This window comes from Yersinia sp. IP36721 (assembly GCF_003634395.1).
GTDB classification, from domain to species: domain Bacteria; phylum Pseudomonadota; class Gammaproteobacteria; order Enterobacterales; family Enterobacteriaceae; genus Yersinia; species Yersinia entomophaga.
Map to the genome: position 1 here is coordinate 82593 of NZ_QCZL01000009.1, position 18667 is coordinate 101259.

An 18667-nucleotide genomic window follows, 5' to 3' on the forward strand; every position below is an offset into this window, starting at 1 on the left:
TTCCAACTATCCTAATTAAGAGCCCGCGCATCTATTGCTTAGCTCGCGTAGACTCCCTAACCGGTAAAAGACCGATTTGGTGATACACATGAGATGGCGGTAGAATGAACCGTTTTCAATCCCAACTTAAGCAAAAAAGACGATGAATCTGAATAACAAACAAAAACAGCACCTGAAAAGCCTGGCCCATCCGTTAAAACCAGTAGTCATGCTGGGCAATAACGGCTTGACCGAAGGGGTGCTGGCTGAGATCGAACAAACACTGGAACATCATGAACTTATCAAGGTAAAAATCACTGCTGAAGAGCGTGAAACCAAAACCTTGATCGCTGATGCTATCGTGCGTGAAACCGGTGCAGTTAACGTGCAAATTATCGGTAATATTTTAGTACTCTACCGCCCGGCGAAAGAGCGCAAGATTATTTTACCGCGTTAATGACGTTCGTTTTAAAGAAAAGGTGCCATGCACTTAGTTCTGATAAAAGGCCGCTTGCGGCCTTTTTTCTTTTCTTTACAAATATCTGCTTACTTATTGCTCAAATCAGCCGTATTACAGATATTCGACTTTAAGAATTTCGAATTCTACATCACCGCCCGGAGTACGAATAACCACCACATCATCAACTTCTTTACCGATGAGGCCGCGGGCAATCGGTGAATTTACTGAAATAAGATTTTGTTTAAAATCTGCTTCATCATCACCAACAATACGGTAGGTCTGCTCTTCTTCCGTGTCCAGATTTAACACTGTAACCGTAGAAGCGAAAATAACCCGCCCATTATTCGGCATTTTGGTGATATCAATCACCTGAGCGTTAGATAACTTCGCTTCAATTTCCTGAATACGGCCTTCGCAGAACCCCTGTTGTTCACGAGCCGCATGGTATTCAGCATTTTCTTTTAAATCGCCGTGTTCGCGAGCATCCGCAATATCAGCGATAATCTTTGGGCGACGCACGCCCTTCAAATATTCGAGCTCTTCGCGCAGTTGATCTGCACCACGTACCGTCATCGGAATCTGTTTCATCTGTTAAATACCTCTAAATCTATCCTGTTCAAATAATCGTCATCCTGACGTTTTCGAATGAAAATACGGCTAGCCTAAAATCCTACCCGCCTCCAGGCGATTAACAAAAAAAAACCTCCCGGAGCTAAAACTCCAAGTTAGGATCGATTTTGCATTTTGATAAACATTTTAACGTAGAGTTCCTTTAGGGTCATCGTTTACTTTCGCCCTCGTTGCACCGTAGTATGGCTGTACGTTACCCAGCAGTTATACCGAAATTATGCATTTTTCACGAATAGTCAGTAAATTGGCCTGCGTTTTTGCGATCAACATCAGCGTATTCAATGCCAATGCGGCGCAGGTAGAAAATTACACGCAGTATCTGCCCGATGGGGCGAATCTTGCTTTAGTGGTGCAAAAAATCGGGGCGACAACTCCGGTGATAGACTATCACGCCCAGCAAATGGCACTCCCGGCCAGTACTCAGAAAGTACTGACAGCGCTAGCCGCCCTGTTGCAGCTAGGGCCTGATTTTCGTTTCGTTACCACGCTGGAAAGTCATGCGCCGATAACTGACGGCGTTCTGCGCGGTAATCTGATTGCCCGTTTCGATGGCGATCCGACCTTAACCCGCCAGCAACTGCGAAATATGGTAACAACGTTGAAAAAATCGGGTCTACGCCAAATTGCCGGGGATTTGATTATCGATACCTCGGTTTTTGCCAGCCATGATAAAGCGCCCGGCTGGCCGTGGAACGATATGACCCAGTGCTTCAGCGCACCGCCAGCGGCCGCAATTGTCGATCGCAACTGTTTCTCGGTATCGCTGTACAGCGCACCGAATCCCGGCGATATGGCCTTTATTCGCGTCGCTTCTTACTATCCCGTACAAATGTTTAGCGAAGTTCGCACTCTGGCAAAAGGCTCGCCGGATGCCCAATATTGCGAACTAGATGTGGTTCCCGGCGAACTCAACCGCTTTACCCTTACCGGCTGCCTGACTCAACGCAGCGAACCCCTGCCCTTAGCCTTTGCGGTGCAAAACGGCGCTAGCTATGCCGGTGCTATTTTGAAAGACGAGCTAAAAAAAGCCGATATTCAGATTGACGGTAATCTAAGACGCCAAACTACGCCGAGCGCGGCTGGCAGCGTGTTGGCGCAGGCACAATCCGCTCCGTTGCATGACTTGCTAAAAATCATGCTGAAAAAATCCGACAATATGATCGCCGATACAGTTTTCCGAACTATTGGCCATCAGCGTTTCGGCGTACCGGGCACCTGGCGAGCCGGCGCTGACGCAGTACGTCAGGTTTTACGTCAGAAAGCTGGAGTTGACCTCGGAAATAGCATCGTGGTGGATGGTTCGGGCTTATCGCGCCATAATCTTATTGCTCCTGCGACCATGATGCAGGCATTGCAATATATTGCCCAGCACGATCAAGAACTTAACTTCATCTCCATGCTGCCATTATCGGGTTATGACGGCACATTGCGCTATCGCGGTGGTCTGCACGAAGCCGGGGTTGATGGCAAAGTGTCAGCCAAAACCGGGGCGCTGCAAGGGGTCTACAATCTGGCAGGCTTTATTACTACCGCCAGCGGTCAGCGCATGGCGTTTGTCCAGTTCCTGTCTGGCTATGCCGTTCCACCGGAAGATCAAAAAAACCGCCGGGCGCCGCTGGTTCGATTTGAAAGCCGCCTGTACAAAGATATTTATCAGAATAACTGAAAACCATGAAACTACTGATTGTCGAAGATGATGAGTTGTTACAAAAAGGCATTGCCATGGCCCTCACCAGTGAGGGTTACGCCTGCGATTGCGCCAGTACCGCGGCTGAAGCCAACGGTCTGATTATCACCAGTCAGTACAGCATGGTTATTCTCGATCTGGGATTGCCAGATCAGGATGGTGCCGTGTTGCTCCGCCAATGGCGCCGCCAGAGTATTAGCCTGCCAGTGCTGATATTAACAGCTCGCGATGCGTTGGAAGACCGCGTCGATGGGCTGGATGCTGGCGCTGATGATTATTTGATTAAACCTTTCGCGCTGGCAGAATTATTGGCTCGCGTGCGTGCTCTGATTCGCCGCTATCAGGGGCAAAGTGATAATTTGCTTCAACAAGGGAATTTGAGCCTCAATCTGGCAACTCAACAGGTTTATCTACAGGAACAGCCGCTGGAAATCACGCCGAAGGAGTTTGCCATTCTTTCCCGCCTGATTATGCGCGCCGGGCACACCGTCAATCGGGAGCTGTTACAGCAAGATCTCTATACTTGGCAGGACGATCTTGGCTCGAATACTCTCGAAGTGCACGTTCATAATCTACGAAGAAAATTGGGTAAAGATCGAATCCGAACGGTTCGGGGCATTGGTTATCGTCTGGAAGTCTTATCATGATTAGCATGCGTCGTCGTCTGATTCTGATGCTAGCGCTGATTCTATTAGTCACTCAGTTAATTAGCGCGCTGTGGCTGTGGCATGAGAGCCAGGAACAAATTCAGTTTTTAGTAGATGAAACTCTCACCGCCAAAGTCAGAAATGAAAAAGTCGACACAGAAATTGCGGAGGCCATCGCTTCACTGCTGGCCCCTTCTCTGATTATGATGATCATCACTCTCCTCGCCTCTTTTTGGGCTATCAGTTGGATCATACGCCCGTTGGATCAACTTCAGAGCAAGCTTTCTGAACGCTCCGCGGACAACCTTAGCCCGCTGGTTATCAAAAGTGATATGCAGGAAATCGTCGCCGTTACCGGCACGCTAAATCAGCTGTTTTCCCGCCTTTCCAATACCATTCAGCAAGAACGTCGTTTCACTGCCGATGCCGCCCACGAACTACGCACACCGCTGGCGGGCATTCGCCTTCATCTGGAATTGATGGAAAAAAATGGCATAGCGGAAAGCAAAGTGCTAATTAATCGCCTCGATTTATTGATGCATACCATCGAACAACTGTTGATGCTGTCACGCGCAGGGCAGAATTTTGCCAGCGGACAATATCAGACTTTTGACTGGATTCAGGATGTGGTGCAACCGTTGCGGGAAGAACTGGCCGAAATGGCGGCGCAGCGTAAACAGCGTCTCCAATGGATTTTACCAGAACGTTCCTGTATTCAAGGTGAAGCCGCCCTGCTGCGTTTAATGCTGCGTAATCTGGTGGAGAACGCTCACCGCTATAGCCCCTCAGACAGCCTGATTATCGTTAAACTGACATCGCAGGATAGCGGTGTACTGTTGCAGGTTTTGGACGAAGGCCCAGGGATTAAGGAGAACCAGATTGGCGAGCTGACGCAGGCTTTTCGCCGTATGGATCAACGCTATGGTGGAAGCGGATTGGGGCTGAATATCGTATTGAGAATCGCACAGTTGCATCAGGGAAAACTGTCGCTGGAGAACCGCAGCGATCGACAGGGATTGAACGCCCAGTGCTGGTTGCCAAATCAGCAATAAGCCCAAAAAACGAAAGGCTGCCCGCAGGCAGCCTCTTTTAGCTCAAAACTGATGTCTGAGATTAACGCTCGTAAATGAACTCAACGCCATCGTCGTCTTCTTCATTCCAATCGTCATCCCATTCGTCTTTCGCTTCATCTTCCACTTCTGCCAGCTGTTCACGGTGATAATCATCCCACATGAACTCGACTTTCTCAGGGGCAGTCTCAGCAATTGCCATAGCTTTAGGTTGGGTATTCAGGAAGTTCATAACGTCCCAGCACAGCGCGTTAACGCCTTCGCGGTTGGCGGCCGAGATCATATAATACTTATCCTCCCATCCCAGAGCGTCTGCAATCGCCTTAGCGCGTTCTTCCGCTTCAGCCTGGTCTAACAGGTCAACCTTGTTAAATACCAACCAGCGTGGCTTCTCGGCCAGATTTTCACTGTATTGCTGCAATTCATTGATAATGATTTTGGCATTCTCAATAGGATTGGATTCATCAATAGGTGCGATGTCGATCAGATGCAACAGTACGCGGCAACGTTCCAAATGTTTCAGGAAGCGAATACCTAAACCAGCGCCTTCCGAAGCCCCTTCAATCAAACCAGGGATGTCGGCAACGACGAAGCTTTGCTCATGATCCATACGCACCACGCCCAGACTTGGGATCAAGGTGGTAAATGGATAGTCGGCAACTTTCGGTTTTGCCGCAGATACCGCACGGATAAAGGTAGATTTACCTGCGTTTGGCAGACCCAGCATACCGACATCAGCCAGCAGCAATAGCTCAAGCATCAGTTCGCGAGTTTCCCCTTCAGTACCCATGGTTTTCTGACGCGGTGCGCGGTTAACCGAAGATTTGAAACGGGAGTTACCCAAACCGTGGAACCCGCCTTTGGCAACCATCAGACGCTGCCCGTGACGAGTCATATCACCGATAACTTCACCGGTATCCTGATCCAGTACACGCGTACCGACCGGCACTTTGATGGTAATATCTTTACCACGTTTACCGGTACAATCACGGCTCTGGCCATTCTGTCCACGTTCAGCGCGGAAAGATTTCACAAAGCGGTAATCGATCAGGGTGTTCAGGTTTTCATCAGCCAGCAGGTAGATATCACCGCCGTCGCCGCCATCGCCGCCGTCCGGGCCGCCGTTAGGAATATATTTTTCACGACGGAAGCTTACACAACCGTTACCACCATCACCGGCTACAACCAGAATCGCCGCTTCATCTACAAACTTCATGTCTCTCTCCGTAAATCATTCACCGGGCTGCTTCAACGGAGCAACCAGGGTTGTTTCTGTCCGCCGTGGCCACCATCGATGACCAATTGCGGAAAACATTGCACCTGCCACCACCACAAACGCCCCTACGTAGCCCACGGCATTGAGGGGAGGTGCGGCAAACATATCTGGCCACGCCAGCGCTAATAAATTTGAAAAAATCAGTGTAAACAACGGAGTCAGCGTCACTAAAGCGCTTACCTGCGCCGCCTGCCAACGCGCCATGGCCTCAGCCAAAGCTCCGTATCCAACCAGGGTGTTAACCCCGCAGAACAGCAGACACGCCAGTTGCCATCCACTTAACTGAAAAATAACGCCGGGTTTGGCCAGCGGAAACAGAACCAGTGCACATAAAGTGTACAACAAGACGAGGATCTGTTGCGATGCCATGCGTCTTAATAGCACCTTCTGAGCGACACCGTAGCTCACCCAAACCATAGCGGCGCACACGCCTAATGCCACGCCGAGGGTGTAATCCGTCAGTCTGGTAAAGATTTCCAGCAGGCTGGTGTTAAAAAAGAGCATCAAACCGCAAATCAGCATCGCTGCGCCGATAACCTGCGTAATTCGCATGCGCTCTTTTAAAATCAGCACACTGGCGATCATCATCCCAACCGGTGACAACTGTCCGATAACCTGAGACGCCGTCGGGCTAAGATACTGTAGCGATGAGCTGAAAAAGAGAAAGTTCCCCAGCAAACCGCAGGTGGCAATAACCAATAACAACAACCACCGAGGTTGACGAAATAACGTGAGAGAAGGCAATTGCCGTCTGGAGGCCAAAATCAATCCCAGGCCCAAAGACGCAAGCGTAAAGCGGTACCAGACGATGGTAAAAGGGTCCATCACTTCAAGTACTTGCTTCATTGCTATCGGCAGAATACCCCAGAATACGGCAGTCGTTAACGCAAGAAGAATGCCTAAACCGGCCTGCTGTTTCGTATTCATGACTTCACTCAGGTAAGGTCAACCCAGAAATGTAAAAAGCCCCGCAACAAAATTGCAGGGCTTACATCTATTAGCAGGACGCGAAAAACTTATTCAGCTTCGATGCTGATAAATTTACGGTTTTTCGGGCCTTTAACTTCGAACTTGACTTTACCGTCAGCCAAAGCAAACAGAGTGTGGTCTTTACCGCAACCTACGTTGATGCCAGCGTGGAATTTAGTACCACGTTGACGAACGATGATGCTGCCTGCCAATACTGCTTCGCCGCCAAAACGCTTAACGCCTAGACGTTTACTTTCGGAGTCACGACCGTTACGAGTCGAGCCACCAGCCTTTTTATGTGCCATTTGTCCGCTCTCCTAAAACTTAAGCGCTGATACCGGTGATTTTAACATCAGTGAACCACTGACGGTGACCTTGCTGCTTACGGTAGTGCTTACGACGACGGAATTTAACAATCTTAATTTTGTCGCCACGACCGTGAGCAACTACTTCAGCTTTGACCAGACCGCCATTGACTAAAGGAGCGCCGATATTGATTTCTTCACCGTTAGCGATCATCAGAACTTGGTCAAACTCAATTGTTTCACCAGTTGCGATGTCCAGCTTTTCCAAGCGAACGGTTTGACCTTCGCTTACTCGGTGTTGTTTACCACCACTTTGGAAAACCGCGTACATATAAAACTCCGCTTTCCGTGCACCCTACTTAAGTAGTCCAGAGCGCACTATAAATATTCATATTAGGGCGCGAATTCTACGCAAAAACGGATCGGATGACAAGCGCAGAATAGCTGCAAACGAAGAAAAAAAGCGCAGTTTCTTACATGTCATTTATTTAACGCGTTTTTCAAGTACAATCATGGTCTCAGGGAACGTCATGTAATAATGTTAGCGGCGATGTCATCGTAGTTAAAGAGAAAAACAGCTGAATAAAACAATGAACCTAGAAAAGATTATCGAGTTAACCGCGCAGGATATGGCGGCCGTGAACGCAACAATTCTCGACCAGTTGAACTCCGATGTAACGCTCATCAATCAATTGGGTTACTACATTATCAGCGGTGGCGGGAAACGTATTCGCCCCATGATTGCGGTGCTGGTTGCCCGAGCGCTGGGTTATCAGGGCGATAAACATGTCACTATCGCCGCATTAATTGAATTTATTCATACTGCAACATTATTACACGATGACGTTGTTGATGAATCCGATATGCGTCGCGGTAAAGCGACGGCTAATGCTGCCTTTGGTAACGCCGCCAGCGTGCTGGTTGGTGATTTCATTTACACCCGCTCTTTCCAGATGATGACCAGTCTGGGTTCTCTACGCGTGCTGCAATTGATGTCAGAGGCCACCAACGTGATTGCTGAGGGTGAAGTTCTGCAATTAATGAATTGTAATAACCCAGATATTACCGAAGAAAGCTATATGCGGGTGATTTACAGTAAAACGGCCCGCCTGTTTGAAGCAGCCTCTCAATCTTCCGCCATTCTTGCCGACGCAACCCCAGAGCAGGAAATTGCCCTGCAGGATTATGGCCGCTATCTTGGCACTGCATTCCAGCTTATCGACGATTTGTTAGATTACAGCTCCGATGGCTCCACTCTCGGTAAAAATACCGGTGACGACCTAAATGAAGGTAAACCGACTTTGCCGCTGCTGCATGCCATGAATAACGGGAATCCCGAGCAGTCTGCCCTGATCCGCAAAGCGATTGAAGAAGGAAATGGTCGCCATTTGCTGGAACCCGTTCTGGAAACCATGCGCCAATGTGGCTCTCTGGATTATACGCGTCAGCGTGCGGAAGAAGAGGCTGACAAGGCAATTGCCGCATTGCAGATATTGCCAGAAACTCCGCATCGATTAGCGCTGGAAGGTTTAGCGCATATAGCCGTACAGCGAGATTTTTGAGAAACTTAAAGAAACAACCCGGAAGTTAAATAACGACTGGGTTGTTTTCCTGATTTATCGCTAACGATTAACCAAACGCGCCATTAATGTTGCGACGCCCTCACGGAAAATAAACGCAATAATTTGATCGCGTTCTTCCTCCGTCAACTGGTAATAAGCTTCAATCCAAACCTGCAAAGGGTCCTGTCTGGCAACGATATATTCCGCAGGTTCCTCCCTCATCCTTATCATATCCAGCACTTGCCCAGGCAAGCTATCAACATGATATTCAATAGCTTTACCTTGAACTCCACGTCGGCGGCGTAGTTCCCAGCCTTCGCGTCTGGCCATCTGGTTGATTCCTTGTGGCGAGGAGGGTAATCCTGCGATGCCTGTTAATTCCCTGGCTGAAAACCACTGTTTCTTCATGGATGATCTACTCTCGGATTTACTCAACAATTCGGGCATCCGAACAGCGCAATAAAATAGATGCCCCGCTCAGCATTAATCAGGTAATGGCTAAACGCGTCATTAACGAACCAATCCCTTCACGCAAAATAAAACTGATGATTTTGTCGCGCTCCGCTTCGGTTAACTGATAGTAGGCCTCTACCCATACCGCTATCGGTTCCTGTCGCGTGACGACATAATCTACCGGGTCCTCTTTGAGTCGTAGCAGACTAAGCACGCTTACCGGCAAACTATCTATATGATATTCAACCGCTTTACCCTGAACTCCCCGGCGACGCCGTTGTTTCCAACCCTCACGTTTTGCCATGAGGTTGATTCCTTGTGGAGACGAGGGCAACCCCGCGATACCTGTCAGTTCCTTGGCAGCAAACCACTCTTTTTTCATAGCCTTTCTTCTCTACTATGCGGTAACACGCAAAAAAGGAATTTTTAGAAAATATTTGAAAATCATTTGGAAATTTGATGTTATCCTGTTTCTAAATGATTACTTTTCGTTCGTAATATGATTAACGATACACGGTTAGTTATACCACTAACATGCCAGCAGCTTAGTAAAAAAAAGGATTAAAGATGATTTTAAGGAAATCTGATTGGCACCCTGCCGACGTTATTGCGGCACTGCGGAAGAAAGGAACAACCCTGGCGGCGTTGTCTCGAAATGCCGGTCTTAGCTCATCAACGCTAGCCAATGCCCTGACTCGTCCCTGGCCGAAAGGTGAGTGGCTAATTGCGGAATGTCTGGAGATTCATCCCTCGGAAATCTGGCCTTCCCGCTATTTTGACGCTAGAACAGGGGCCTTACTGGATAGGAAAACGCGTATTCGTTCAGCACAGTCATAACTTACTGACATAAAAAAGCCGCCGGTGCTTGCCACCAGCGGCTTCTTAGACGAAACAGTCAAGGGAAAATAACCCCCCGCTGTTTTCAATCAACAATTGTTATTTGTTGACGAAATCTACGCCTAGTTCGATATCTTTGTGCAACACGTCTAGCATGCTTTCTAATGCATTTTGCTCAAAGGCACTAAGTTTGCCAATGTCTTTACGTTCAGCAACACCTTGTTTTCCAAGCAGAATCGGCTGCGCGAAGAAGCGAGCATATTTGCCATCGCCTTCCACATATGCACATTCAACAATGCCGCTTTCACCTTGCAGAGCGCGAACCAGAGACAGACCGAAACGCGCAGCAGCCTGGCCCATAGACAGCGTTGCAGACCCGCCACCGGCTTTTGCTTCAACGACTTCAGTACCCGCATTCTGGATACGTTTGGTCAGGTCGGCAACTTCCTGCTCGGTGAAGCTCACGCTAGGAATCTGTGACAGCAATGGCAGAATAGTCACGCCAGAGTGACCACCAATAACCGGCACTTCGATATCCTGAGGCTGCTTGCCTTTCAATTCAGCAACGAAGGTGTTTGAACGAATGGTATCCAGAGTGGTGATACCAAACAGTTTGTTCTTGTCGTATACCCCAGCTTTTTTCAGTACTTCAGCCGCGATAGCTACGGTGGTGTTCACTGGATTAGTGATAATACCGATCAATGCTTTTGGGCAAGTACGAGCGATTTGCTCAACCAGATTACGAACGATCCCAGCGTTAACATTAAATAGATCCGAACGATCCATGCCAGGTTTACGGGCTACACCGGCAGAAATCAGAACTACATCAGCGCCTTGCAGAGCTGGGGTAGCGTCTTCGCCGCTAAAACCTTTAATATTGACTGCCGTAGGGATGTGGCTCAGATCTACAGCTACACCCGGAGTAACCGGAGCGATGTCGTACAGAGAAAGGTCTGAACCTGAAGGAAGCTGAGTCTTGAGTAGAAGAGCGAGGGCCTGGCCGATACCACCAGCGGCACCGAGAACTGCAACTTTCATCCTATACTCCTTGTTATATATAATTTAAATTTGCCGTGAATTCATCTATTTACGCACCTTAGTTTATTGCGATTTTAAACACAATCTATTAACAGTCAGATTGAGAGATCACGCATTAAAAACGGGTGTGAAGTCGGCTTATTTTAGAGTAATTCGCTTATCGATTAATGATATAGCGCACATTCTTCTAAAAATAATTTAAGCATCCACAACAGGTTAATCGGCGGTTACATTACACCCTTCCATAACATCAGAACAACATCATTTTAATAACATTTTTATCACGACTGTTTGATTGCTATGCATTAAGCTTAGGCATAATAGTTAGAGATATATTTACGCTAAATTGTCATCTGCTTTGATATAAGAGCTTTTATTACTTCCTACGCATGCTAATGTTGAATAAAAATTCATTTAAATGCATAATTGGCTTCCTAACTCTCCATTCCCCCAGGTGAAAAATGCGAAATCCCGCAAAACAAGAAGACCTTATCAAAGCGTTTAAAGCGTTATTGAAAGAGGAAAAATTCAGTTCTCAGGGCGAGATTGTTTTGGCATTGCAGGAGGAAGGGTTTGAAAACATTAACCAATCCAAAGTATCACGCATGCTGACCAAGTTTGGTGCCGTTAGAACCCGTAATGCGAAAATGGAGATGGTTTACTGTCTGCCAGCAGAATTGGGAGTTCCAACGACCAGCAGCCCGCTGAAAAATCTGGTTCTCGACGTAGATTATAATGATTCTGTCGTGGTGATTCACACCAGCCCTGGTGCTGCTCAGCTTATCGCCCGCCTGCTAGATTCATTAGGGAAAGCCGAAGGCATCCTGGGTAGCATTGCCGGAGATGACACAATTTTCACCACGCCAGCTAAAGGCTTTAGTGTTAAACAGCTGCATGACGCCATTTTAGGTTTATTCGACCAAGAGCTGTAATCCCAGCCAATCAGATCGCGGCCAGTAGAATCAAGGTTCTATTGGCCTTTTACAGTACATACTCTGCATTTCAATCCCTTTGCCATCTTCGATCTGCGACAGCCTATTCCCTTAGTCATCTTCCTTTACCTTGCATCAGCCATCCTTTCCAAGCCATGCAGCTTCGCTTTTTTGCTCGTTATCATCCTATAGATATAACTAGCCTCTGAGCTATTTCCCAAGAGGCATACTGCATGTAGTGAATATCACTGGATTTTCTCATCTAACCGGCACGGAAAATGACCCTTTTTCATTAAACAGCGAATACACGCTAAAATTTTCGCACTTTTGGTCAAAAACACCCACTCATTTGAAATATCTACTTTTTTGCCTCAATCACTCATTTTTTGATCGATTTTTATTCCGTTTGGTTATTAAAAACTAATAACTCACATTAAAGTCACGCCAAATATTATTAGTCAGCTATTAATGTTTCGGGTGACTAGATGTATACTCATTTCGTGACGTAAATCACATTTACGCAAACTAATAAAAGAATATTAAGAGGCCATAACATGAACATTAAAACTACCGTAGCAGCATTAAGCGTTCTTTCTGCACTGTCATTTGGCGTATTTGCAGCCGATTCAATCAACGCAAGCCAAGCGGCTAACTTACAATCGGTTGGCACCATTACTGTTAGCGGTGTGAATGGGACGCCTTCAGATATTCGTCAGGCACTGTCTGACAAAGCAGATGCACAAGGCGCCAAGGCTTATCAGGTTATCGAAGCTCGCGAAGACGGCAACTTCCACGCTACAGCAAAAATCTACCAGTAAATTCTGACCTGGCGCATCGCCTTACCAGATTCAGTCAGAATAGAAACACAATCAAAACAACAGCCTCTAAGTAGCAGAATCGATAATAATGCTTTCTGGTTGTTGGCTATTTTTAGGAAGAGATCATGAAAATCAAAAATACCATCGCTGCACTAGGCTTATTTTCCGTTATCGCGTTTGGCGCTTCAGCCGCCGAGTCTGTTAATAATGCTCAAACTAACAGCCTGACCGATATGGGAACCATCAGCGTGAGTGGCATCACCGGCGCGCCTTCTGATATTACTCAGGCACTGGCCGACAAAGCCGATAGCAAAGGCGCTACAGCGTATAAAATCATTGAAATGCGTCAGGAAAATGGCTGGCATGCAACAGCCAAGATTTACAAATAAGGGCGAATGCACGGTGTTTTAAGCGGCAAATCCCAAACAGACAAGCTTGCTCAATAATCTTTTAACTATAAACAGATGAACATAAGTCTATTGAGCAAGAGCAAGAAAAAAGTAAGACAGAGCAATGCTAGATAATCCCTCGCTGTCCTATCCAGCGAACCCTTTGGCCCCCTTTCGGGGGCTTTTTTTATCTAAATCAGTTCAATAGCTGCTGATGCGCCTTTTTCTCCAGCGCTTCCAGCAGTTTGCTATGGATTCCGCCGAAACCACCGTTGCTCATGACCAGAATGTGATCGCCCGGCTGAGCGGTTTTCGCGATCATTTCTACCAGCGTATCAATATCAGCACTCCATGAAGCCGGTTGAATACAGGCTTCGGCCACTTCCACCACCTGCCACGGAATATGCTGTGGCTGGAACAGAAAGACTTCATCAGCCCGGCCGAGTGACGGCGCCAGCTCATTTTTGCACAGCCCCATTTTCATGGTGTTTGAGCGAGGTTCCAGCACCGCCAAAATCCGCGCTGTCCCGCCAACCTTGCCACGCAGCGCAGCTAAAGTAGCCAGAATGGCCGTTGGATGATGAGCAAAATCATCATAAACCGTTACGCCGTTGGCTTCGCCACGTAGCTCAAGACGGCGACGAGCATTGATAAAATCACCGAGAGCGCGGCAAGCGTTGGCTGGCTGTACACCAACGTGCCGAGCGGCAGCAATGGCCATCAGCCCGTTATGCATATTGTGTTCACCTACCAGCGACCAATTGACTTCGCCAACCAGTTCATTATCCAGGAATACCTGATAAGCGCTGGCATCGACCGTGACTTTCTTCGCTGACCAACTGCCGGTTTCGCCCACAAATTCCTGCTCACTCCAGCACCCCATCGCCATCACCTGTTTCAGGTGGTTGTCGTTATCTGGCAGGATGATCTTGCCTTTCCCGGGCACCAAACGCACCAGATGATGGAACTGCTTCTGGATCGCTTTAAGATCGTCAAAGATATCTGCGTGATCGAATTCCAGATTGTTCATGATCAGCGTGCGTGGGCTGTAATGAACGAATTTGGAACGTTTATCGAAGAAGGCGCAGTCATATTCGTCGGCTTCGATCACAAAGAATGGGCTGTTACCTAAACGGGCAGAAACGTCAAAATTACCCGGTACACCGCCAATCACAAAGCCTGGCTCATAGCCACAGGCTTCCAGAATCCAGGTCACCATACCGGCGGTGGTGGTTTTACCGTGAGTGCCTGCGACCGCAATAACCCAGCGCTCAGGCAGAACCTGATCGTGGAGCCACTGCGGGCCAGAAACGTAAGGAATACCGCGTTCTAAAACTGCTTCGACACAAGGATTGCCGCGAGTCATCGCATTACCGATGATCACCAGATCCGGTGCAGGATCGAGCTGAGCCGGATCGTATCCCTGGATCAAACTGATCCCTTGGTTCTCTAACAAGGTACTCATCGGTGGATAAACGTTAGCGTCGGCCCCAGTGACCTCATGCCCCAATGAGCGCGCCAGCATTGCCAGCCCCCCCATAAACGTGCCGCAAATACCAAGAATATGAATGCGCATAAATGTTTCCGTCTGATTGCATCGAGTTTGCGGCTATTCTACCGCTCAGAATCCGAGAGAAGAAATGGAATTGCCTATGAATCAATCTTAGCTTTGGGCTACACTGCGAGCATATTGTAAGTGGTTTGTTAGTAATTCGATGTTCAACCGTAGATTCAGGGATTGTGTCATGAAAACGTTAGGCGAATTTATCGTCGAGAAACAGCAAGACTTCTCTCACGCCACAGGCGAATTAACTGCATTACTGTCAGCTATCAAGTTAGGCGCTAAAATCATTCACCGCGACATCAATAAAGCAGGTCTGGTCGATATTCTCGGTACCAGCGGCGCTGAAAATGTGCAGGGTGAAGTTCAGATGAAATTGGATTTGTATGCCAATGAGAAGCTGAAAGCCGCTCTTAAAGCGCGTGGCGAAGTTGCGGGTATCGCGTCTGAAGAAGAAGATGACATCGTTATTTTCGAAGGTGAGAGAGCAGAGAACGCCAAATATGTGGTTCTGATGGACCCATTAGACGGCTCTTCTAATATTGATGTGAATGTCTCGGTCGGTACTATTTTCTCTATCTATCGTCGCATTACGCCAATCGGCGAACCCGTCACAGAAAAAGATTTCCTTCAGCCGGGCAGCGCTCAGGTTGCGGCAGGCTACGTGGTCTACGGTTCATCCACCATGCTGGTCTACACTACCGGTTACGGCGTTCACGGATTTACCTACGACCCATCGCTGGGTGTTTTCTGTTTATCCCATGAGAAAGTTCGCTATCCAGCAACCGGTTGCATGTATTCAATCAACGAAGGGAACTACATCAAATTCCCTCAGGGCGTGAAGAAATACATCAAGTATTGTCAGGAGCAGGATGATGCAACCCAGCGTCCTTATACTTCTCGCTATATTGGTTCTCTGGTCGCAGACTTCCACCGTAACCTGTTGAAAGGCGGCATCTATATTTATCCAAGTACCGCCAGCCATCCGCAAGGGAAACTGCGTTTGCTGTACGAATGCAACCCAATGGCATTCCTGGCTGAACAAGCCGGCGGTAAAGCCACCGATGGTGTGAATCGTATTCTGGATATCGTGCCGGAGAAGCTGCATCAACGTGCGCCATTCTTCGTCGGTACCAAATCTATGGTGGAAGATGCAGAGCGTTTTATCGCTCAGTTCCCAGATTAATTATTATTCCATATAGATCGAATCAAGCAGCGGCTACGGCCGCTGTTTTTTATGCTGCCACGGTTTCTTCATCCGGCTGCAGCTTAAACACCGCCATGCTGGCAGCAAGCGCATCCGCCTGCTCTTCTAGCGAGCGCGTTGCCGCCGCTGCCTGTTCAACCAACGCTGCGTTCTGCTGCGCTACCTGATCCATTTGCGTAATCGCCAGATTAACCTGCTCAATACCAGAGCTTTGCTCATGGGACGCAGCGGATATTTCTTTCATTAATGCCGTTACCCGGCTTACCTCGCGGGCAATATCATTCATGGTTTTACCAGCGGACTCAGCCATATCAGCCCCTTCCCGTACCCGACTTTGCGATTCTACAATCAACCCTTTGATTTCTTTGGCTGACTGGGCGCTTCGCTGAGCCAGATTACGGACTTCACCGGCGACGACGGCAAAACCTCGTCCCTGTTCTCCGGCGCGGGCCGCTTCCACCGCCGCATTCAGCGCCAGAATATTAGTCTGAAACGCTATGCTATCCATCACGCTGATAATATCGGAAATCCTTCGCGAACTGGTGGTGATCGCCTGCATTTTATCCATCACATGATTAACCACCGAACTCCCCTGATTAGCGATCTCAGAGACGCTCACAGCCAAACGGTTTGCTTGATCTGAATTCTCCGCGTTCATTTTCACCGTAGAAGTCAGTTGCTCCATGCTGGCGGCAGTTTGTTCCAGCGAAGCGGCTGATTCTTCGGTTCTTTGCGCGAGATGGATATTACCTGCGGCTAACTCCCGCGATCCGATACCAATCTGACCGCCAACATCCCGGACATGGCTCACTGAAGCCACCAGCGATTGCTGCATGGCCTGTAAAGCCATGGCCAAGCGCGCCAGTTCGGTTTTACCTTCGCCATTAATACTATGGGTCAGATCTCCGGCCGCAATAAACTCCAATTGATGAATAGACTGCTCCAACGGACGCAGAATAATAATTTGCAAAGCAAACCAGGCAACTATCGCGGAAAATAAAGTTATCAGCCCCGAAGCGACAATAATGGCAACTTTAATGTGTGCCGCGCTATTGGCTTGCTCAATTTGCTGCTGGCCTGCATTCAGCGCATAAGAGCGGAATTGCTGCACATCTCCATCGAAAGCACCGCTGATGCTGGAAATCCGGTTTTCCAGCGCTTCATAGTAATCGTCCGCCTTACCTGCTTTGATCGCTTCCAGCATCGGAAACACGCCTTGCTCGAGATAGAATTTATAACTTTTTTGAATATTATTCGCCAGGTCTTCCCCTTCCCCTCTGGCAGTGACCGCCGCAATAAAGCGCTTCATTTCCTGCTGAGATTGGGCCAAATCGGCTTCAATTTTGTTGGCCGTTTTCTGGGATTCATCAATCAGGCCGATTTCCATTTGCCTGACGGCCAAGGCAGCCGCGGCTCTGGCACTTAACGTCGCATTAAAACTATTGGATAACGCCCCCAGCTCCTCTCCCTGAATCTGATTAATGATCCGCAAAGAATTAGAGCTTTCGTGAATGGAGTTGATACCAATTACGCTAACAACTAATAAAATCAACGACATCAAACTCAACTGGGCGATCAACCCGGTCTTTACGGTAATCTTTTTTAACATCTTTTTTTCCCGGTTATCTGCGAAGAATGAAGATTACAAAGCGTTAACTAAAAGTGAGCAGGCATATTATTTAGATAAGTTATCGGCGTACCCGATACCTTCTTGAGCTATGGCGAGTAAAACAGGTGAAAATAGATACGATTAGGCAATGACGAGATTTCTACGCGGCTTGTTCAGCCAAATTTAGCTAATACCTCCATTATCCAGATGTGAAAAGGACGGGAATTAAGAAAAGAGTTGGCTATAATAGCCGGCACTCCATTTCTGGTTTGATAAAAGGAAACCGACATGAGCTTGAACTTAGTACCAGCAGGTAAAGACCTGCCAGAAGATATTTACGTTGTGATCGAAATCCCAGCTAACGCCGATCCAATTAAATACGAAATCGACAAAGAAACCGGTTCTCTGTTCGTTGACCGTTTCATGTCTACCGCCATGTTCTACCCGTGCAACTACGGCTACATCAACAACACCCTGTCTTTAGACGGTGACCCGGTTGACGTTCTGGTTCCAACGCCTTACCCATTACAGCCGGGTTCAGTGGTTCGTTGCCGTCCAGTTGGTGTGTTGAAAATGACTGACGAAGCGGGCGAAGATGCCAAGCTGGTTGCCGTTCCGCACAGCAAACTGACTAAAGAATACGATCACGTTAAAGACGTGCAAGATCTGCCAGAGCTGCTGAAAGCGCAGATCAAACACTTCTTTGAACACTACAAAGATCTGGAAACCGGCAAATGGGTTAAAGTTGACGGTTGGGAAGATGCAGCAGCAGCGAAAGCTGAAATCGTTGCTTCTTTCGAGCGCGCGGCCAAGAAGTAATTCTTGCCGCTGCCCCATAAAAAAACACCGCTCAATGAGCGGTGTTTTTTTACTTTCAAATCACTTTTCTTCGTGTTCTTCGTGGCGTTTGAGCCAGTCACCGCTTCGAATCCGCGGCAATCCTGCAACACTCAGGCGATAGAGATAAATCCAGGCGCTGCCAAAAGGCGTTTGAATTAGCTCACGCTTATAATCTTTGGTATTACTCTTCAGTTCATCCAGCTCGGTCATGATGGCTGAGTTTATCCGATAAACCTCGCAATGCACCTGACCTTCACCGGGAATGACCGCGGGATAATGGCCCAAATTGTACATTTCATACCCATCAAGGTCATATTCACCCAAAAGCTGAGCGTCAGTCATCCAGTGACTGTTACCTTGTTTGCGCCGTAAACTACCGTAGACAATAATTCGCATCA

At 48.0% G+C, this 18667-nt stretch carries 22 protein-coding genes; 11 read left to right on the top strand and 11 right to left on the bottom strand.

Features of this window, described 5'->3' with window-relative positions:
- Nucleotides 1-142: 142 nt before the first annotated feature.
- Nucleotides 143-436 carry a ribosome assembly RNA-binding protein YhbY gene (yhbY, locus tag DBA33_RS09750; protein ID WP_049599408.1) on the top strand — a complete coding sequence of 98 codons (294 nt, stop codon included), beginning with the start codon at nt 143-145 and terminating at the stop codon, nt 434-436.
- A gap of 114 nt (nt 437-550) precedes the next feature.
- Here the strand turns inward: yhbY and greA are convergent, their stop codons facing one another.
- Entirely contained in the window at nt 551-1027 is a 477-nt protein-coding gene (gene greA, locus DBA33_RS09755) for a transcription elongation factor GreA (RefSeq protein WP_064516111.1), read from the bottom strand.
- A gap of 259 nt (nt 1028-1286) precedes the next feature.
- Here greA and dacB point away from each other — a divergent pair, with 259 nt between their 5' ends.
- From dacB to pmrB, 3 genes are read left to right on the top strand one after another with little or no spacing between them, the layout of a single operon-like run.
- Nucleotides 1287-2735: a serine-type D-Ala-D-Ala carboxypeptidase gene (dacB, locus tag DBA33_RS09760; protein WP_064516109.1), complete on the top strand. Its 1449-nt coding sequence runs from the start codon at nt 1287-1289 to the stop codon at nt 2733-2735.
- A 5-nt stretch (nt 2736-2740) separates the two neighbouring features.
- Nucleotides 2741-3403 (top strand): two-component system response regulator PmrA, encoded by a 663-nt coding sequence (gene pmrA, locus DBA33_RS09765; RefSeq protein ID WP_064516107.1) that lies wholly within the window; start codon nt 2741-2743, stop codon nt 3401-3403.
- On the top strand, nt 3400-4455 hold the full coding sequence (gene pmrB, locus DBA33_RS09770; protein WP_064516105.1) for a two-component system sensor histidine kinase PmrB: 1056 nt from the start codon (nt 3400-3402) through the stop codon (nt 4453-4455). Before pmrA ends, pmrB begins: the two co-directional genes overlap by 4 nt.
- Before the next feature lie 61 nt (nt 4456-4516).
- Here pmrB and cgtA read toward each other — a convergent pair whose 3' ends face one another.
- The 4 genes from cgtA to rplU all read right to left on the bottom strand — a co-directional run bounded on the left by cgtA (nt 4517) and on the right by rplU (nt 7354).
- Nucleotides 4517-5689 (bottom strand): Obg family GTPase CgtA, encoded by a 1173-nt coding sequence (gene cgtA / locus DBA33_RS09775; RefSeq protein ID WP_064516103.1) that lies wholly within the window; start codon nt 5687-5689, stop codon nt 4517-4519.
- A 15-nt stretch (nt 5690-5704) separates the two neighbouring features.
- Nucleotides 5705-6676, bottom strand: a complete 972-nt coding sequence (locus DBA33_RS09780; RefSeq protein ID WP_064516101.1) for a DMT family transporter — start codon at nt 6674-6676, stop codon at nt 5705-5707.
- Nucleotides 6677-6765: 89 nt separating this feature from the next.
- On the bottom strand, nt 6766-7023 hold the full coding sequence (gene rpmA / locus DBA33_RS09785) for a 50S ribosomal protein L27 (protein WP_002210179.1): 258 nt from the start codon (nt 7021-7023) through the stop codon (nt 6766-6768).
- A 19-nt stretch (nt 7024-7042) separates the two neighbouring features.
- Nucleotides 7043-7354, bottom strand: coding sequence for a 50S ribosomal protein L21 (rplU, locus tag DBA33_RS09790; RefSeq protein ID WP_004722998.1), 312 nt, complete (start codon nt 7352-7354; stop codon nt 7043-7045).
- A 259-nt stretch (nt 7355-7613) separates the two neighbouring features.
- Between rplU and ispB the strand changes: the two genes are divergently transcribed.
- Nucleotides 7614-8585 carry an octaprenyl diphosphate synthase gene (ispB, locus tag DBA33_RS09795; RefSeq protein ID WP_064516099.1) on the top strand — a complete coding sequence of 324 codons (972 nt, stop codon included), beginning with the start codon at nt 7614-7616 and terminating at the stop codon, nt 8583-8585.
- A 60-nt stretch (nt 8586-8645) separates the two neighbouring features.
- On the opposite strand, the gene DBA33_RS09800 is transcribed toward ispB, so the two are convergent.
- Together DBA33_RS09800 and DBA33_RS09805 are read right to left on the bottom strand one after the other, a co-directional pair.
- Nucleotides 8646-8993 carry a DNA-binding protein gene (locus DBA33_RS09800; RefSeq protein ID WP_064516097.1) on the bottom strand — a complete coding sequence of 116 codons (348 nt, stop codon included), beginning with the start codon at nt 8991-8993 and terminating at the stop codon, nt 8646-8648.
- Between the two features lie 79 nt (nt 8994-9072).
- A complete protein-coding gene (locus DBA33_RS09805) occupies nt 9073-9420 on the bottom strand; it encodes a DNA-binding protein (RefSeq protein ID WP_049599381.1) in 348 nt (115 codons plus the stop codon).
- A 185-nt stretch (nt 9421-9605) separates the two neighbouring features.
- Here DBA33_RS09805 and DBA33_RS09810 point away from each other — a divergent pair, with 185 nt between their 5' ends.
- Entirely contained in the window at nt 9606-9875 is a 270-nt protein-coding gene (locus tag DBA33_RS09810) for a helix-turn-helix transcriptional regulator (protein WP_064516094.1), read from the top strand.
- Nucleotides 9876-9974: 99 nt separating this feature from the next.
- On the opposite strand, the gene mdh is transcribed toward DBA33_RS09810, so the two are convergent.
- Nucleotides 9975-10913 (bottom strand): malate dehydrogenase, encoded by a 939-nt coding sequence (gene mdh / locus DBA33_RS09815; protein WP_064516092.1) that lies wholly within the window; start codon nt 10911-10913, stop codon nt 9975-9977.
- Between the two features lie 461 nt (nt 10914-11374).
- On the opposite strand from mdh, the gene argR reads away from it, so the two are divergent.
- The 3 genes from argR (at nt 11375) to yhcN (DBA33_RS09830) (ending at nt 13052) form a co-directional block, all read left to right on the top strand.
- Nucleotides 11375-11845 carry a transcriptional regulator ArgR gene (argR, locus tag DBA33_RS09820; protein WP_064516090.1) on the top strand — a complete coding sequence of 157 codons (471 nt, stop codon included), beginning with the start codon at nt 11375-11377 and terminating at the stop codon, nt 11843-11845.
- Between the two features lie 554 nt (nt 11846-12399).
- Nucleotides 12400-12663 carry a peroxide/acid stress response protein YhcN gene (yhcN, locus tag DBA33_RS09825; protein WP_049599371.1) on the top strand — a complete coding sequence of 88 codons (264 nt, stop codon included), beginning with the start codon at nt 12400-12402 and terminating at the stop codon, nt 12661-12663.
- 125 nt (nt 12664-12788) lie between these two features.
- On the top strand, nt 12789-13052 hold the full coding sequence (yhcN, locus tag DBA33_RS09830) for a peroxide/acid stress response protein YhcN (protein ID WP_064516088.1): 264 nt from the start codon (nt 12789-12791) through the stop codon (nt 13050-13052).
- A 196-nt stretch (nt 13053-13248) separates the two neighbouring features.
- Here the strand turns inward: yhcN (DBA33_RS09830) and mpl are convergent, their stop codons facing one another.
- Nucleotides 13249-14628 carry a UDP-N-acetylmuramate:L-alanyl-gamma-D-glutamyl-meso-diaminopimelate ligase gene (gene mpl, locus DBA33_RS09835; RefSeq protein WP_120806340.1) on the bottom strand — a complete coding sequence of 460 codons (1380 nt, stop codon included), beginning with the start codon at nt 14626-14628 and terminating at the stop codon, nt 13249-13251.
- Nucleotides 14629-14797: 169 nt separating this feature from the next.
- Here mpl and fbp point away from each other — a divergent pair, with 169 nt between their 5' ends.
- A complete protein-coding gene (fbp, locus tag DBA33_RS09840; RefSeq protein ID WP_049599364.1) occupies nt 14798-15799 on the top strand; it encodes a class 1 fructose-bisphosphatase in 1002 nt (333 codons plus the stop codon).
- 49 nt (nt 15800-15848) lie between these two features.
- Here the strand turns inward: fbp and DBA33_RS09845 are convergent, their stop codons facing one another.
- Entirely contained in the window at nt 15849-17429 is a 1581-nt protein-coding gene (locus DBA33_RS09845) for a methyl-accepting chemotaxis protein (RefSeq protein WP_064516084.1), read from the bottom strand.
- Nucleotides 17430-17717: 288 nt separating this feature from the next.
- Between DBA33_RS09845 and ppa the strand changes: the two genes are divergently transcribed.
- Nucleotides 17718-18248, top strand: a complete 531-nt coding sequence (gene ppa / locus DBA33_RS09850; protein ID WP_064516082.1) for an inorganic diphosphatase — start codon at nt 17718-17720, stop codon at nt 18246-18248.
- 60 nt (nt 18249-18308) lie between these two features.
- Here ppa and DBA33_RS09855 read toward each other — a convergent pair whose 3' ends face one another.
- Nucleotides 18309-18665, bottom strand: coding sequence for a gamma-glutamylcyclotransferase (locus tag DBA33_RS09855; RefSeq protein ID WP_064518419.1), 357 nt, complete (start codon nt 18663-18665; stop codon nt 18309-18311).
- Nucleotides 18666-18667: the final 2 nt, after the last annotated feature.

What these genes read in the sequence shown, in the direction of transcription:
- rpmA (WP_002210179.1), bottom strand. Translation starts at nt 7,023, where the DNA reads ATGGCACATAAAAAGGCTGGTGGCTCGACTCGTAACGGTCGTGACTCC.
- DBA33_RS09810 (WP_064516094.1), top strand. Translation starts at nt 9,606, where the DNA reads ATGATTTTAAGGAAATCTGATTGGCACCCTGCCGACGTTATTGCGGCA.
- DBA33_RS09780 (WP_064516101.1), bottom strand. Translation starts at nt 6,676, where the DNA reads ATGAATACGAAACAGCAGGCCGGTTTAGGCATTCTTCTTGCGTTAACG.
- yhcN (WP_049599371.1), top strand. Translation starts at nt 12,400, where the DNA reads ATGAACATTAAAACTACCGTAGCAGCATTAAGCGTTCTTTCTGCACTG.
- pmrA (WP_064516107.1), top strand. Translation starts at nt 2,741, where the DNA reads ATGAAACTACTGATTGTCGAAGATGATGAGTTGTTACAAAAAGGCATT.
- pmrB (WP_064516105.1), top strand. Translation starts at nt 3,400, where the DNA reads ATGATTAGCATGCGTCGTCGTCTGATTCTGATGCTAGCGCTGATTCTA.
- DBA33_RS09800 (WP_064516097.1), bottom strand. Translation starts at nt 8,993, where the DNA reads ATGAAGAAACAGTGGTTTTCAGCCAGGGAATTAACAGGCATCGCAGGA.
- DBA33_RS09845 (WP_064516084.1), bottom strand. Translation starts at nt 17,429, where the DNA reads ATGTTAAAAAAGATTACCGTAAAGACCGGGTTGATCGCCCAGTTGAGT.
- fbp (WP_049599364.1), top strand. Translation starts at nt 14,798, where the DNA reads ATGAAAACGTTAGGCGAATTTATCGTCGAGAAACAGCAAGACTTCTCT.
- yhcN (WP_064516088.1), top strand. Translation starts at nt 12,789, where the DNA reads ATGAAAATCAAAAATACCATCGCTGCACTAGGCTTATTTTCCGTTATC.
- mdh (WP_064516092.1), bottom strand. Translation starts at nt 10,913, where the DNA reads ATGAAAGTTGCAGTTCTCGGTGCCGCTGGTGGTATCGGCCAGGCCCTC.
- dacB (WP_064516109.1), top strand. Translation starts at nt 1,287, where the DNA reads ATGCATTTTTCACGAATAGTCAGTAAATTGGCCTGCGTTTTTGCGATC.
- ispB (WP_064516099.1), top strand. Translation starts at nt 7,614, where the DNA reads ATGAACCTAGAAAAGATTATCGAGTTAACCGCGCAGGATATGGCGGCC.
- DBA33_RS09805 (WP_049599381.1), bottom strand. Translation starts at nt 9,420, where the DNA reads ATGAAAAAAGAGTGGTTTGCTGCCAAGGAACTGACAGGTATCGCGGGG.
- yhbY (WP_049599408.1), top strand. Translation starts at nt 143, where the DNA reads ATGAATCTGAATAACAAACAAAAACAGCACCTGAAAAGCCTGGCCCAT.
- greA (WP_064516111.1), bottom strand. Translation starts at nt 1,027, where the DNA reads ATGAAACAGATTCCGATGACGGTACGTGGTGCAGATCAACTGCGCGAA.
- mpl (WP_120806340.1), bottom strand. Translation starts at nt 14,628, where the DNA reads ATGCGCATTCATATTCTTGGTATTTGCGGCACGTTTATGGGGGGGCTG.
- rplU (WP_004722998.1), bottom strand. Translation starts at nt 7,354, where the DNA reads ATGTACGCGGTTTTCCAAAGTGGTGGTAAACAACACCGAGTAAGCGAA.
- DBA33_RS09855 (WP_064518419.1), bottom strand. Translation starts at nt 18,665, where the DNA reads ATGCGAATTATTGTCTACGGTAGTTTACGGCGCAAACAAGGTAACAGT.
- argR (WP_064516090.1), top strand. Translation starts at nt 11,375, where the DNA reads ATGCGAAATCCCGCAAAACAAGAAGACCTTATCAAAGCGTTTAAAGCG.
- ppa (WP_064516082.1), top strand. Translation starts at nt 17,718, where the DNA reads ATGAGCTTGAACTTAGTACCAGCAGGTAAAGACCTGCCAGAAGATATT.
- cgtA (WP_064516103.1), bottom strand. Translation starts at nt 5,689, where the DNA reads ATGAAGTTTGTAGATGAAGCGGCGATTCTGGTTGTAGCCGGTGATGGT.